Here is a 15,904-nt window from a genome sequence, read left to right on the forward strand (position 1 = left end):
GACTCGTAACCGGCGAGTTGCCCGTGGGAAAAAATGGGTGTGACGTAGGCGTTGACCCAGTAGTGATCGCCGTTGCTGCAGCGATTCTTGACTATCCCCATCCAGCTTTTACCTGTCTTGAGGTATGACCACATGTGGGCAAAGACCGCCTCGGGCATATCCGGATGACGCACGATATTGTGAGGGCTACCGATCAGCTGGTCACGGCTGAACCCGCTGACGGCGACGAATTCATCGTTGCAGTAAGTCAGATTGCCGTTGGAGTCGGTGGCAGATATCAGACGTTGATGATCGGGAAAAACATGTTCGCGCTGCGTGACGGGGAGATTGGTTCTCATTATCAAAACCTCGAGTGTCTTGTTGTTGTCGTTGGGCTTAACAGCCACGCACCCGCATCCTGCGAAGATTCGCCACGCCGATGACCACAAACTTATAAAGTGCTGACGCAACTTATGATTGACGGCCGAATGGCCAGTCAGCTTGGCATGATATCCAAACTTTAAATTGACGCCAAGTTTCTGCAATCGTTTTTTGTAGAATCCAAAGAGCTTTTCGAGCGGTGATTGACTTCGCTCAATAGTTAGCCAAGCACTTATAAGCCAACTCATTATTTGTTTTTACTACGGCACTTTTCCCCTATTAATTTCACGCGAAGACTACTTAATTATTACTTTTTTTTGACGCGCAGGCTGAGAGCTTCACGCCTGTAGTAGGTCTTGCACAATCCCAGCAGCGGCTTTGAAGTCCAGTGACAGCAAGTGGTCGTTCAATTGCGTCCATATTGGGACGGCGCAAGGCAACTGATAATCGCGCAGGGCCTCGATCATCGTTACGCCGCGCAGGTTATTGCTTTGCAGCAGCGGCAGGATGGCTTCCAAGTGTTGCTTGAACGCCGCCTCGGTCAAATGGTCGCGCGCAGGTTCCGACCGATCAGGCTCGGTCAGCACTGCCAATTGTTCGACGCTGACGCTCATCAATTGCGATAACTCGCTCAGGCAGTCCGCAGGCAAAAGTTCCGGCAGTTCGCTGGCTGGCCCTTGGCGGACGCGCTGCTCCAATTCACCGGCCCTTTGGCTCAGCGAGCAGGCCCCTAAATTGCCAGCCGAACCCTTGAGGCTATGGAGTGCCCTCTCGGCCCCCCCATGGTCACCTCCTTCCACTGCGTAGCGCAGGTCCATCAGCAGTGCCTGGGTTTGCGGCCCGAATCGCGCAGCCAGTGATGCCAGTAAGCGTCGATTACCGCCAAAACGGGCCAGTAGCACGGGTAAGGGTTCCAGCGTACCGCTTGACGTTGGCGCAATCACGGCCGGGTTATATATTGGCCCATGGGCCAACGGACGCAACGTAGCGATCACCGTCGCCAGATCAATCGGCTTGGCCAGGTGCGCATTCATGCCGACAGCCAGTGAAGCCTTGCGATCATCGGCTGAAGCATTGGCGGTCATGGCGATGATGGGCAATGACGCAAAACGCGGGTCGGCGCGCAGGCGCCGGGTGGCCTCAAAGCCATCGATATCGGGCATTTGAATGTCCATCAGCACGGCATCCACCTGCAAGCCCTCCACGGTTAGGCGTGCCACGCCTTCAAGACCTCCGTTGGCCAGGTAGACCCGGGCCCCCTCCTGCCCCAGCAACTCGCTCGCCACTTCACGGTTGAGGGCATTGTCCTCCACCACCAGTACACGCACACCGTCCAGCGCCTGAATACGGGCCATGGATTCGGGCAGCGTGGATGTCGCGTCCCAGGCAGGCGCCACGGCTTTACGCACCACCTGCGCGAGCTGAAGCGGGGTCACCGGCTTGCTCAGCAGCGCTAGGAACGGTGCTCGCTCACCCGCTTCCAACTGCCCCAGTGCCTCTTGAGGATAGGCGGTCACCATGATCACGGCTGGCGCCGCACACGATTCGCAGGCTTCCAGCAACCCGCGGGCCGCCGTCACGCCATCCATCTCGGGCATGCTCCAGTCCATCAGCACCGCATCGTAACCGGCGCCACGGACCTGCTGGTCACGCACCTGCGCCAGCGCCTCTCGACCGCTGCTGACAGCATCCACCTGCCAGCCCAGGCCGTGAATCATGCGGGTCAGAATTTGCCGGGCCACGTCGTTGTCATCCACCACCAGTACACGCAAGACGCGGTTTGAGGTGCGCGCGTGGTTGCCCGTTGAAAATGCGTTGTCGAGTTCCAGATCAATCTCGAACCAAAAGCAACTGCCCTGCCCCAGCTCGCTATGCACCTGCAATTCGCCGCCCATCAAGGAGACCAGCCGCCTGCAGATAGCCAATCCGAGGCCAGTGCCGCCGTAACGGCGTGTGGTTGACGCCTGGGCCTGAATAAAGCCTTCGAAGATATGCTCCAGGTGCTGCGGGCTGATGCCGATGCCGGTGTCCTGCACTTCGAACCTCAGCCGCAAGGCGTCTGCATGAACAGCCAAGGGGGCAATACGCACCACCACCTGGCCGCGCTCGGTGAATTTTAACGCGTTGCCGGCCAGATTGATCAGCACCTGCTGCAGCCGCAGGCTGTCGCCCTTCAAGTGCAACGACATCTGGGGATCGATTTCAAACAGGATCTGCACCTCCTTGTTGGCCTGGTTGCCCGCCAGGACAATCGCCAGCTCCCGCAGCAATTGGTCCAGATCGAAACCGTGCACCTCCAACTGCAGCTTGCCGGCTTCGATCTTGGAATAGTCGAGTATGTCGTTGAGCAGGCTGAGCAACGAGCGCGCCGCCGTACGGGCGTTGGCCACATACCCGGCTTGGCGCCCGTCCAGCCCTGCCCGATCCAGCAACTGCAACATGCCCAACACGGCATTCAAGGGCGTACGAATCTCATGGCTCATGTTGGCCAGGAACGAGGATTTGGCCGCACTGGCCGCATCTGCCTTTTCTTTAGCATCCAGCAGCCGCGCCTGTAATTGACGCTGGGCCGTGATGTCCAGGTTGATGCCGGTCACCCGGACCGGCTTGCCCTCACGGTCGCGCGCCAAATGCGCGCCTGACTGGATGATGCGCTCCCGGCCATCCGCTGCCAGTACCCTGAAGGTCTGATCCTGCACGCTTTCACCGCGAATGATCGCCATCAGTCGACGGCTGGCTTCACGACGATCATCGGGGTGCACTTTTTCCAGCCAATGCTCGTAGGTTAGGCCGGTATCACGCAAGCGTATGGGCTGATCGTAGAACTCGAACATGCGGTCGTTCCACTGCAGCTCGTTGCGCACGATGTCCCACGACCAGATGCCCAACTGCGCCACCTCGGCGGCCATCAACAGGTGATCGCGAGCCGCCGTGAGCTCCTGCTGCGCAGCCTGGGCGCTGGTGATGTCGACCGCGATCACCAGATACCCCGTGAGGTCACCGTCCTCATCCCGAATTTCCGTCAGCATCAGGGTGACCGGAAAACGGCCACCGTCCTGGCGCACGAAGGTCCACTGGCGGGTGCTGGCGCCATCGGTGCGGCATTGACGCACCAGGGTATCGAAGTCGTCATCAGTTGCACGCGCGCCCGCTAACTTATCGTGCGCAGCCTGCTGTTCCAGTTCCTCGGGCACGTGGAACATTTTGGGTGTGCACAAACCCACCACCTGGCCTGCGGTGTAGCCCAGCATTCGCTCGGCTCCGGCGTTGAAAACTCGGATCAGGCCGTCGCTGCCGGTGACGATGATCGCTACCTCGGTAGCCGCCCGGAGAACACTGGTCAGCATCAGGTTGGTGCTGCGCAATTGCCTGGTTCGCTCGGCAATAGCTACCTCCAGGCCGGCGTTAAGCTCAAGGATACGGGCCTCGGCCTGCTTCTGCCTGGTGATGTCACGCACGGTCTTCGACGCGCCCGTGACCTCGCCGCCAGGCCCCAGGATCGGCGAGACATTGACCGACACGTCCACGCTCGTACCGTCCTTGCGACGCCGCACGGTGTCGAAGTTGGAAATGTATTCGCCCTTTCGAATCTTGCGCAGGATGCGCTGCTCTTCCACGATCCGTGACGGTTCAATGATTAAAGTATCCAGGCGTTTGCCGACCGCTTCTTCGGCGCTATAGCCGAAAATACCCTCGGCCCCTTTGTTCCAACTGGTGACGACACCGTTGAGGTCTTTACTGATGATACCGTCGGTCGAACTTTCGACGATGGCCCCCAGACGCAGTTGCATTTGCATCAGGCGTCTTCTGCGGATTGAGCTCATGCTCAGCAAGTAACCCCAGCCACACAGGGCCAGCGTAAACAGCGAGCCGCCCAGGAATACCATGAAAGGCGCCGGCAATTGCAGAGCGGCCTCGAAGCCGGGGCCGGTGACCAGGTCGAATTGCCACTGGCGCCCGTAGACATATGCATCTTCAATACGCTGATGACGTTGACGTTCGTCCGGGACTTTGCCTGCAGTGAAAAAGTCAACCGACTGGCCCACGTCGGTGACGTCACGGATCCGCAGCTGACTGCCCGAGGGAACCACCACCCCCCCGAGCACCTCATCCATGATCAATGAAGTGAACGACCAGCCCACTAGGGATTGCTCGCGCCTGACGCTATCGTTGGGCGTTGCAGCCTCACGGTAGATAGGCATGAACAAGAGCATCGCAGGGGAGGACACGCCATGGTTGAGCCGCAACGTCACCGGCGCCGTCATTGCGGGCTGCCCCGTACGCATCGCAGTCTGGGCTGCCGCTCGCCGGCGCGGTTCAGAGGCGATGTCTATACCCAGCCCGCTGGCATTGAGTACCAAGGGTTCGACGTACTGGATGACATAACGCTCCCCCGCATGGGGCTCGAATTGCCGCAGGTTGAAATCCATCGCCAGCTCGGCTTTGGTCTTGGCCTGGAATGCCCCTAACTGGGCCTCTGGCACGCGACGGATGACCCCAAAACCGTGGGCTCCGACGAACTCGGCCTCCGAATCGCGCCCCTGCAGATAACGCATAAATAGTATGTGGTCGAACTCTTGCTCACCGGCCACCATGACCGCGCCGCGTACACCGCGCAGGCCGTACTGGTAGTAGCTCATTCGCTCCAGCACATAACGCTGGGCCGCCTGCGAAGCGTCCTGCAGCGCATTATTGACTTGATGCTCGTTGCGGGTACTGACCAAGGCGCAGGCGAAAGCGGTCAAGGTCAAGCCGATGACCAGGATCAGGCTGACCTGGATCCCCGCCTCCTGTAATTGCTGCTTGAATTTCACAACCATGTCCCCTCGCCCACACGGGCACTGGTCAGCAATCGGTGACGGCAGCAGGCGGCTTATCTAGGTAATCGGTGATCTGTGCCTGCGACTGCGGCCGACAATAGTAGAAGCCTTGCATCACTTCGCAACCTCGCGCCAACAAGGCCTGGACATGGTCTCGGGACTCGACGCCTTCAGCAACCAACTGCAAATTCAGGGCATGAGCCAGTTGGATGATCGTTTCGACGATCGCTAGATCGCGTGGGTGGTCCAGCATCTGGCGAACAAAGCTCTGGTCGATCTTCAGTATGTCCAGTGGGAACCGCTTCAGATAAGCCAGACTCGAGTACCCGGTGCCGAAATCATCGACCGAAACTTTCAACCCCAGCGCCCGAATGCGCTCCAGAACAAGACAGGTTTCGTCGACGGCACTGGCCAGCACACCCTCGGTGATTTCCAACTCCACGTAGCGAGGCGAAACGCCGCTGCGAGCGATCCCGGCATGGATCATGGCTTCGAAACCGGGATGGTGAAACTGCGCGGGGGAGATATTTACACTGACACAGATGCGGTGCCCGCGCTCATGCCATTGCCTCAATGCGTCGCACGCACTGTTGAAGACATAAGCGCCCAAGGGCACGATCAAGCCACAGGCTTCTGCCAAGGGAATGAATCGATCCGGGGTGATCATTGAGCCATCGGCCAGCGGCCAACGCACCAGAGCCTCGAGCCCGACCACACAGTGCCGGACCGCATCGACCTTGGCCTGGTAGTACACACTCAGCTGCTGGCCCTCCAGCGCATCGCGCAGGTCCCGTTCCAATTGGTGGCGAGCGCGGACACTGTCATTGATGGCGGCATTGAAGAAGCGGTATTGCCCCCTTCCGGCCACGCGAGCCTGGTAGAGCGCGGCATCGGCGTGTTCATGCAGGGACTCCACATCGTGACTGTCCTGGGGGTAGACGCTGATACCCACATTGGCCACCAGATCGTAGCGTGCGCCGGCAATCATGATTGGCTCGGCGACGGACGCCAAGATAGCCTGCGCGCAATGGCCCAGTTCGTCCGCCCGTTGGCATGATACGGCCAGCAGTACAAAGCGCTGGCCGCCTGCGCGACTGACCGTATCACTGGGGTGGCAACAACGCCTCAGGCGATTAGCGGTCTGCAGAAGGAGCGCATCGCCCACCACATGCCCCTCAGAGTCATTGAGCGTCTTGAAATTTTCCAGATCCACCGAGAGGAAGCCGACTATGCCCGCTTGCTGGCGGGCATGGTCCAAAGCCTGCTGCACACGGTTGAGCAGCAGGGTCCGATTGGGCAATTGCGTCAGCGGGTCGTAATACGCTAGCTGACGCACGGCCCTGCCGTGCTTGAGGCTGGCCTCAATACGCGCGCGCGCCACGGGGACGTTGATGGGTTTATGCAGAAAATCCGCCCCTCCCAGCTTCAAGCCCCGCAGTTCGTGCTCGATCTGCTGGTGGGCCGTCACAAAAATGACCGCAGCGTGCGCCAGCCGGGGATCCGTCTTGAGCTGCTCACACACCGAAAAGCCGTCCATCCTCGGCATCTCAACGTCGAGTAGCACGACATCAGGGCGGTATTGCCGAGCCAGGTCAAGGGCCGTAATGCCATCAGTCGCTACATGGACGTCGCCCAAGCCCTCCAACGCCTGACCGAGCACGCGCAGATCGCTGACCTGATCGTCCACAATCAGAATAACGGGTTGATCCAGCTTCATGCCATCCTCCAAGAACATCCGTGTGCCCCAGTCAGGTTAGAACAGCAAAACATAGATGCAGATCTTTATTCACTCCACTATCAGGCAGCTGAGGTGATCTAGGTTGCCCTGGGCCAAGAGCATGTCAATATGACATCGCTCTAGCTCATCCTCCAAAAATTGGTGCAAGTCATCACGGCCTCGCCAGCGAAGTTGCCATTAGATGATCACAGCCGGTAGTCTAATCTGTGGATTTCGGCGCCTTTTGACCGAGCATGTCCACACGCAAGGCTCGGGCCGAACCCAGTCATTGGAAACTGCTGCGTGCTGCGGATCAGCCGATTTGATCTTGTCAAGGTGGCGTTGCCTGCTGGCAACCAAGTGGCAATGCCGAGCTAACTGATATAGGCGAGCCACGGCAAGCTAATTCTTGGAGAGAGCAATGTCCTACCTCATGGACGGGGGCAACTGCCTGGAAGTAGATCCGCCGACAGACAACATTTACATGAATGAGAGCAGTGAGCCATGCATCTATGCTGTGGTTGGGCTTGCCCTTATGGGAACCAATCTTGACCACTACTTCGAACTCGATATCCAGCGCCCGCTAATGCCGAGCTTGGAGCTCTGGCATTCAAGCCTGGAAAGACGCCCAGCCGATCAAGAGCAGGTGATGATTCCATTGTCAGAGCTGTGTGGACGGCAAAGCTTCTGACAGGGGGACCATCAGCTCAAACTGTTGCCCAGTCACTGCTTTGGGGCCGGGCTGTGTGAAAAACGGCCTGCGATTGAGGAACGCAGCTGCGGCGCCTTTGCGGCGGCGATCCGCCAGTTGGTAATGCGTACGTTCCGGCTAGTTGATGAAGATGCGCTGGAATGACGTCGACTTGATTGGTGCCGACTGGCGTTGCGTGGTCAGCACGACCAAGCACCTCGACCGCAGCGAGCACATCGTGTCATTGCCCAACCAGGCGTTGGTGCTGCACGAACTGCGCAAGACGCCTGTGATTGATGATGACGGCAACGGTTGGGTCTTCGAGTTACCGGTCTATACCGGCCGGCCGGTCAACCCGACCTCGATGCTCAATTCGTTTCAGAAAATCTGGCAGGAGTACGACTTCACGCCCATGGCTTCCGTGTCACCTATCGAAGGATTGCTCATGAGCACCTGGGTATTGATCCGATCGTGCTGGAGCTGTCATTATCCTTCATGCCAAGGGAGCTCGGTGCAGCCTACGCCCGGGGCAACTGCTGTGCAACGTCGGGAAGCGGCAGCGCAGTGGCTGACTACTTGGACCTGCTGCGCAGCCGCCCTGGATTAACCCGCCACTTCGTACCTCGTCGATGCCGCGTAGCTGGCGCACTGGGCCCCATACCATCCCATTTTAGCCGCTGGCGCGCACGGGGCCTCAAGCGAGGACCACTGGATGGCCAGGACCATTCCTGTTCAAACAAGGGGGCGGTGGCGGCCGCTGTTCAACTTGACACGGCTCGACCGGGCCCAGCGTACCAGCGGTTTCTACCTTGATGCTTGGCGACGTAGAGGCAAGCATCCGCCGCCTTGATCATGCCTGCCGCGGTGGTAAGTTCCCGGGCAGGCATGCTCGACGCCACGCCCGCGCTCGCCGTGACTCGCTGTTCGGGATGATCGGCGTGTTCGATACTCAACGCACGCACGGCTTGCAAGATATCTTCGACAATCTTCTCCGCTCCTTCCAGCGGAGTGTCCGGCAATAACACGGTGAATTCTTCGCCTCCGTACCGCGCAGCAATGTCTGCCGGACGCCTTAGCGCCCCCTGGATGGCGCCGGCGACTTGCTGCAGGCAGTCGTCGCCGGCGGGATGCCCGTAACGGTCGTTGAAACGCTTGAAATAGTCGACATCCAGCATGATCAGCGCCAGGGGCGAATCCTGCCGTCGCGCGCGTTCGATCTCTCGCCCCAGCACTAGATCAAGCTTGCCACGGTTGCCCAGCCCCGTCAGGCTATCGGTCAACGCCATGTCGCGCACTGCCTGGTGAGCGATAATGATCTCATTCTCCAGCCGCATGCGCGCGCGCAGTTGACTGAGCACCAACGCGCCGAAGCCGCCCAACCCTACCACCAACAGTAGTAAAACCATCCCAGTTTTAAGCAGTTCATGGCGCCACGGCCCAACGAATGATTCGCGCGACAAACCGGCTTCCACCACCAAAGGATAGGAGCTCAATGCGCGGTAGGCATAGAGGCGCTCGGTGTGATCGATGACCGCCTTGACCTCGGCGACCCCTTCGTTGGAAACCGGCAGGTAGCGTGTGAAGATCTCGCTGTCCGCAAGGCTTTGCCCTGCACCTGGCCCCACGCACGGACGCCGGACCAACACTTCCCCGCTGCGCAACGCCAACACCAGCGCGCCCCTGTCATCGATCTGGAAATTACCGCAGTACGCCAGGAAATAGCTTACTTTCATCGTGCTTAACAGCACGCCGCCGAATGATCCATCCGGATTATCCAGCCGCCGCGAAATCGGGATGACCAGTTCCCGTGACGAAGGGCTCTTCACCACGTTGCCGACGCGAATCTCCCTGCTGGCATGGGTGCGGTGGTAAATGAAGTAATCACGGTCCGCGTTGTTGGCCATTTCAGGCGTGGCATACTGGCTGGTGACGACCCAGTCGCCATTGGGTGCGTAGATAAACAGGCCCTGCAACTGCGGCATGAGGCGGGTCTGCTGCTCGAGGACCGATCGGATGCGCGCGATATCGATGCTTTTCAAACCGTCGCCTTCAACACGCTCGCGCAGCCCTGCCATCACCACGTCCACCTCGCGCACCGCGTCCTCTGCATGCTGCGCGGTGGCCTGCGCTAGGTTGCGAACCGCATCCTGCGCCATGGCGTAGGCTTTTCCGTAATCCCTCCAGGCTCGCCAGCCTTCCACCCCCGCAAAGGTCATGATCACCACCACCATGAACCCCAACGTCAGCCGGAAGAGCGTCGAATTACCGGGCCCGCGCAGCGTCGACTTGTCGGTGGAAACCGTGCGCAAGGCGAAAGGCTCATGTTTGCGTGCGGGCATGGTCATCCAAGACGTTAAGGTCTTATCGCGTTTCCAGGAGGGCACACCTGCATCCAAGCACAACCTGGGTCGGGTCGACAGTGGGCGTCCGCCTCGTGCGCATCTTTCTTCTCGTTCCTCGCCGGCGGGCTCATCGGTGACGGCAAGGCCCACCTCTGTCTTCTCCGGGTTGGATATCAGCGAAACGCTTCCAGCTGCTACGCCTAGCCGCGGGGCGGCGGCGTGAGCGATCTCTTTGATAGTAAATTGGAGACGCACAAGGCGCAGATTGTTCAATCCCAGCGGCGATCCTGACTGCATAACTTACACGCACAGCCTCTGCCCCTCCAATCCAAGCTCGTCACCCCCTCTTTAGGTATCAAATGTAGGTTAGCATCAGCAGCCTGCAACGGGTGCACTACGGATGGAAGCAAGATCGATTGCATCGCCGTCATGGTCGCCTAACGCTAAGACAACTGTTTGTGCGGTATCCAAGCGAAGGCCATCTGTAAGAATTTTCTTCGCCTCATCCGCCAAATCTCGGCCCGTGATCTACCTATACCAACCAGATCCCAACCAGATCTCGTAGATTCCTGATGAGGGGTCGTTAGACCCCGCATTTCAGGCTTGAATGCTCGTTGAGATGCTCAGGCAGGCGCTTCAGAGCGCGGGGGGCTTTAAGCCTGCTCCCTCTGGCAGTGGTTCCTTGGCGGGCTGAAGCAGAACGCCAGTTGCCACAGACACTTTGTAGGCACCTGGTGCAGCATTTCCTTGATTGCAACAATGGCCCGCCGTTGGCCGGTCGTCGATCGGCGAATTGGGCCGCAATCGGCAGTGCGCTGGCCAAGAGTGGTGGGTGTACCGTCTCCCCCTCAGTGCTTAACTGCGGCGATTGATACCCGTGTTCATACCCCACCAATACATAAAGGTATGGTTCAGTCGCGTCCAACATAGACCTCGACAGGACACTACTCCCCGCTCAGCCCTAAAGTAATGCCCTCTGGCTCGCGGTCCTATGTCGAACGCACATCACTTCAGCCCCACTCTTGGATGTATTCCTGCTCGCTGAGCAGGATTCGGAAATGAGCCGTATTGCATCAACCCTATCGACCACCGAGTTTTTCTGGCATATCAGAGTCGACCCAGGCTTTCGCAAGGGTAGTTGCCTGTTCCACTGCGTCTACGTAGCTGCTTGCCCGAATATCGACGGCAGTGCATATGCCTTGGCTGACCTCTTTACAAAGGACCGCGCCAAAGGGCGCGGTAGCGCCTTCTTTCCAGCGAAATCTGACCATGATGTTGTGGCCATTGTAGCCGATTGTTATCGATTTAGAACGACTTGGCGCCACGTTCAAATTTTCCATCTTTCGCTCCTTGAATTTGGTCGACAACAGCACGCAGCGCAACGCCCCCCCTGTAACCAAAAGCCATGTTGCAACCCTCGAGGCTAAAGCGGTTTGTGCCATCTACGCCTAGTACTGTGCGATGCATCTCCCCCCCTATGCAATCCCCGCTACCTTGGCTTGGTCGGCGCTGGCGTAGGTCCCGCCCTCATAAGGAGAAAGCCGTGTTCCGTCGATCTCGACACACGTGACATGCCAGCTTCTTCCGCCGTCGGATGAGGACACCGAGACCACCATGCCAACTTGTTTGCTGGTTGCTGTGTGCACAGCTCCAACTCGTTTGGGCAAATTTTTGTGTTTTATCCACTGGAACAGCCGCGACAAGCAATAACTTAGATGAAGCCAACGACCGGGATACCGCTGAATGCAGGAAGGATCCAGTCGGTACTGGAATCTGTGCCCTTGGACCAGGCTGCTACGGCCCGAGACCACAACGCTCATTAGGTTACGGTAAAGCTAGCGCGCTTTTCACATCAGCGCCAATCTGGGCGTCGTGGGGGCCGAAATCCTGGCGCGCGGGGCCGCGGTGTCCGCCGGTATCGCCGTGGGGGGCATGAGGGGGGAACGGCGCCCGCCGGTCGTGTCGAGGTGGGCGTGCGGTCCGATCTGTCTGAATTGCCGAACCGGGATGTGGTGCTATACAGGGCACAGCGATGCCTATACCAAACTGATGACAACGGAGGTCGACATGAAGACCAGAGCCACGGTGATATGCCGAAAAGACGATGGAGTACTTTACCTTCAGAAGCATAAGTCGAAGTAGGCACTGCGGGGGGGGGAATCGAACCGGGCGAGACGCCCGCAAAGCCGCTGTGCGTGAACTCTAGGAAGAAACGGCTTTGGTCGGTGACAACCATCTACCTCGCTGGTTCGAGAAGGATGACCCAGTGCACTTCGTGTGCATCACTGTGCTGCAGCCTGACGAGTCACCGTTCCCTCAAAATGAAATCACCGCTTGTAAGTGAAACTCTCGCCAGCGATTCCGCAACATCAAGTCGAGCGCTAAGACCAAGTCAATCGTGAAAACCTTTGCTGATTTTCAGCCAGCCAGGGAGCTAAGCTCCTTCGCTGGCATCAAACCGACGCTATCCCGATTCGAGTACAGTTTACGCGGTTAGCGCGGACGGGGGCGGCGCGAACGAATAGCTCTCCCCAAGCAAACGAACTAGCAAGCGGCAAATTGGATCCTGATTAAATCCCCAATCAGATAGTTGTACAACTCGCATACTTGTACACCCACCGTATAGGTTCAATGACCACGCATCGAAATCCAGACCTTTATTCAAAGTTAGAAAATATTTTTCAAAATCTTCAGCTACGCTACAGAAATCAATACCAAGGAGTCACCAAGTGAGACAGCGCGGCGAGAAGTACTGGGAGTGGATTGATTCTCAACAACATAGCCGCTGTCATGCGGAAGAGCTTTCAAACGGCATGGAGTTCGATGTCGAAGTACGGCTTAGTCCAATGGGCGCCATTCAAGTATTCCTCGGCCTGTACCATAAGACGGGTGAAGCGATTATAGAAGAGTATGAAAAATGCTCCGGCGCCGAGAGCTTAAGCGAAGCCCTGCTCAATGGAGTAGATCGGGCTCGGGGCCTCGCCGTGGCCATGAGCCACAGGAAACCCCTTCTTGGAGATCCAAGACCCTGATAGTAAAGCTATTTAGTCCGCCCCGGGTTTACATCCTCTTCCCAGCTAAAGGATCGACTGATGCGCATGCGTGGTTCAGCTTATTACCAATGGGCAGACTGCCGACTGCCTAACATATCACACATAGAAGAATATGGCAGCGCCAAATGCATCGACGTTGTAGTTCGCCTCTCGCGAGCGGGTGTGACCCAAGTTTTCTGGGGAGTTTACGACTTCTGCGGCACCAGGCTTTACGAGGAGTACAATGAGGCACTCCTTGGGCACAATATCACCCAAGGAACAAACTGGGGTTTAACGAGGGCAAAAACGTTTGTTGACGTCATGGAAGAAAACACCCTACAACAAACCTACCAACCCGCTCAACACTCTTGGCAATACCTTGCAAGGCGGAGGGAGTGAAGCCCTTCCATGACTCCACTTTATCTTCAAGTGACCGCGAGCTTGCGACTCCATCATTCGACGGACGGTGACCGCCATCCAACGCGTGGCGGTCGGTAATGTTTGGCGGGCAGGCGACGCCGGTGTACTCATAGGCGCTTACTCGCGAAGGGGGCCTGATGTGTTCCAAGCATGACTCGGGCGTTGCGCTCGGCTTACCCAGTGGCCTGCGACTGGTCTCGCAATCGATGGGTTCGGTTTTAGAAAAACGATGTCATGCGTGCCGCTTGCAACTCCACCTCCTCTGCCTCCAATCCCAATGTGGCGTACACTGAAAACTACTCAGAGCCGCCCGAGCCTGCAGTCAGAAATCGCCATTCCCGATTTCGGATCCACAAGCTGCGACTGGGGGTACAAGTGGGTATAGCTTAAATTTTCCCAGCTAAAAACTTCTTGCTGGAGCCTAGTCCAAATGTTTTTTGGCGCACCTGAGAGTTTGTTGTAACGCTTTACAGCCGCGGAGACGCGAGTAGTTCCCAGGCACAATCAGGTGGGGGAGAACGCTCCTCCTAGACATTGGCCCTCGCTGAACCATGAAAGAAGTGCACGAGAGAAGATACGCATGACTCACGGAGTGGCTTTTAGCCTCTGCCTGTCTAGGGGTTTGTGCAGGCACCTTTCTATCCACGTTGCGCACAAAAGCGCCTCAATGTATGGTGATAGTTAACAATAATAACTAGATCAATCGAGGCAGGCACATGCTCACCAGAAGCAGAGCACCTCAGCTGACCAAAGCCGCAGACGTCGGCCTCCCCGGCCGGGAGTAGCACTACACGCAGATGTCCACCAGCCGTCTCAGCGGTTGCTTCGTGCACGCGGACCTGGGCGTTATCAACCAATCCTCCATCCACGGCGACTGCCCCGCAGGCGAGGCGCTGAACACCTCCGGAGAGCCAAGCCTCGCCTGCGACGCCCTCGGCTATTTCAAGTACTGGCTCGCCGAACACTACGACAGCATCCGTGGGCCTGCAGGTGCTCGCAGGTCAGGAAGAAGATGGCCGCGCGGTTGTATTTCTCACCCGCTGATATCAAGCGACTAACGAAACATAGAGACTCCGCGAAGCTTGATCAGAAATTCCAGTACATGGTGGTCTGCAGTAGAAATGCATCGCCGCGCTTGGGTACCAGGGTCGGATTGTCCTGGTAGGTCAGGCCGTTGATCCAGTAGATGCCCTTGGTCACGCGAAACGCATGGGACACCTGCAGGGCGGTCACGGTGTCAGCGGGGTCCATGCCTTGGGCGTGCAGCACCTCGCGCAGGTCGCTGCTGATGAAGGACTTGGTGAAGCCCACCGAGGTCATGTCCCTGGGCCGGCCGGGAAACAGCCCGATGTCGAACAGCGTGACCTGGAAGTCGCCGTTGTAGGCGTTACGGTCCTTGGGTGCCCAGTTGGCCTTGGTGTCCAGGTACAGGCCCTGGGGGGTGCCGGCATAGGGTTGGGTCAATTGCACGGTGTTGGCCAAGTACACCGCGTAGTTGTCATCGGTCTTGCGATCCTGCTTGAAATAGCTGTAGTTAGAGGTGTTGTAGATCACCCCCAAGCGGAACCACTGTGAGCGAGTCTGCGGGCCGGACTCGGTCTTGTAGCCGAATTCGTCCACCACAATCGGGTTGGCACCGTCCACGTGCAATTTCAGCCCGTACGGGTTCTTGTACACGTCTTCCAAGAAGCCTTCGTTGGTCATGCTGCGGCTGAAGGACACGTGGTTGTACCAGCGCTTGCTGCTGTCACGCACCGTGATGTCGAGCGCGGGCGTGGGCGAATTGAGGCTGACGCCCACCTGCACCGGCACCACGCTGGTCGGCCCCAGGGCCGCGGAGGCCGAGTTGCCGCCAAGGACCATCCCATAGAACTGGCGAATCAACGGGTAGTAGCCGTACTGCAACTCCAGCCGGCCGTCGAACAGCGGCTGGTTCACCGCCAGCACCGCCACGTTGTGCAGGCGTGGGTAGCCGTCCTCGTAGTTGGAGGTCTGCCACTGCGGGGTGAAGGTCAACTGCGCATCCTTGCTGAAGCCAATGCGCGCCAGGTCATAGGTAAGGTTGAAGGCCAGGCTCTGGCTCCAGGTGAAGTTCTGCCCACCGTACTCCTGGGGGCGGCGGTTCTGCCCCTTGAGGTCGTAAAGCGCCGTGGGGTTCCAGCTCAACTGCAGGCCAAAGCCGTGGTTGGCCAGCGCCGAGCGAAAGCCACCCATGTCCCCCAAAATCGACTCGCAGGTGGACTGCGGGCGAATCACTGCGGTAGCGCGGGAGTTGAACTGGTCGAAGTATTCACATCTGTGGCTGGGGACCACCTGGTCGATTTCACTCACGGCGGTGGCGGCTTCGTCGGGGGTGGCCGCCAGCGCGCTGCCCAGGCTGAGCGCGGTGCCCAGCACGGCGGCAAACGGTGTGCGCAAGGCGGTGAAAGGAGAGATTGAAGGCACGTCGGAACTCCTGAACTTGTTGTTATTGATGAGCGCAGAACGGGCAAGCCATGCACTTGCCACCGCAGTAGGCCATG

Annotated in this window: 8 protein-coding genes and 2 pseudogenes; 4 read left to right on the plus strand and 6 right to left on the minus strand. The window is 58.4% G+C overall.

What is annotated here, in order from left to right; all coding sequences use genetic code 11:
* Positions 1–17: 17 nt before the first annotated feature.
* From ACWKWX_RS10280 to ACWKWX_RS10290, 3 genes and pseudogenes are all read right to left on the minus strand, one after another.
* Positions 18–608 (minus strand): annotated as a pseudogene (locus tag ACWKWX_RS10280) (PAS domain-containing protein); the annotation flags it as partial.
* Positions 609–698: 90 nt separating this feature from the next.
* Positions 699–5,180, minus strand: coding sequence for a PAS domain-containing hybrid sensor histidine kinase/response regulator (locus ACWKWX_RS10285; protein WP_483827708.1), 4,482 nt, complete (start codon positions 5,178–5,180; stop codon positions 699–701).
* Between the two features lie 25 nt (positions 5,181–5,205).
* Positions 5,206–6,897, minus strand: a complete 1,692-nt coding sequence (locus tag ACWKWX_RS10290) for a putative bifunctional diguanylate cyclase/phosphodiesterase (RefSeq protein ID WP_483827709.1) — start codon at positions 6,895–6,897, stop codon at positions 5,206–5,208.
* Between the two features lie 421 nt (positions 6,898–7,318).
* On the opposite strand from ACWKWX_RS10290, the gene ACWKWX_RS10295 reads away from it, so the two are divergent.
* Positions 7,319–7,588: a hypothetical protein gene (locus ACWKWX_RS10295; RefSeq protein ID WP_483827710.1), complete on the plus strand. Its 270-nt coding sequence runs from the start codon at positions 7,319–7,321 to the stop codon at positions 7,586–7,588.
* Positions 7,589–7,730: 142 nt separating this feature from the next.
* A pseudogene (locus ACWKWX_RS10300) lies at positions 7,731–8,179 on the plus strand (tyrosine-type recombinase/integrase); the annotation flags it as partial.
* A 170-nt stretch (positions 8,180–8,349) separates the two neighbouring features.
* Here ACWKWX_RS10300 and ACWKWX_RS10305 read toward each other — a convergent pair.
* Together ACWKWX_RS10305 and ACWKWX_RS10310 are read right to left on the minus strand one after the other, a co-directional pair.
* The gene (locus ACWKWX_RS10305; RefSeq protein WP_483827711.1) at positions 8,350–9,927 is read right to left on the minus strand and encodes a sensor domain-containing diguanylate cyclase; all 1,578 of its coding nucleotides are present in this window, start codon (positions 9,925–9,927) and stop codon (positions 8,350–8,352) included.
* 1,082 nt (positions 9,928–11,009) lie between these two features.
* Complete coding sequence (locus tag ACWKWX_RS10310) at positions 11,010–11,270, minus strand: hypothetical protein (RefSeq protein ID WP_483827712.1); 261 nt, start codon at positions 11,268–11,270, stop codon at positions 11,010–11,012.
* Between the two features lie 1,389 nt (positions 11,271–12,659).
* Here ACWKWX_RS10310 and ACWKWX_RS10315 point away from each other — a divergent pair.
* Together ACWKWX_RS10315 and ACWKWX_RS10320 are read left to right on the plus strand one after the other, a co-directional pair.
* Positions 12,660–12,962, plus strand: a complete 303-nt coding sequence (locus tag ACWKWX_RS10315; protein ID WP_483827713.1) for a hypothetical protein — start codon at positions 12,660–12,662, stop codon at positions 12,960–12,962.
* A 60-nt stretch (positions 12,963–13,022) separates the two neighbouring features.
* Positions 13,023–13,361, plus strand: a complete 339-nt coding sequence (locus ACWKWX_RS10320) for a hypothetical protein (protein WP_483827714.1) — start codon at positions 13,023–13,025, stop codon at positions 13,359–13,361.
* 1,107 nt (positions 13,362–14,468) lie between these two features.
* Here ACWKWX_RS10320 and ACWKWX_RS10325 read toward each other — a convergent pair.
* Positions 14,469–15,827 (minus strand): carbohydrate porin, encoded by a 1,359-nt coding sequence (locus ACWKWX_RS10325; RefSeq protein WP_483827715.1) that lies wholly within the window; start codon positions 15,825–15,827, stop codon positions 14,469–14,471.
* Positions 15,828–15,904: the final 77 nt, after the last annotated feature.

The organism is Pseudomonas imperatae, assembly GCF_057128625.1.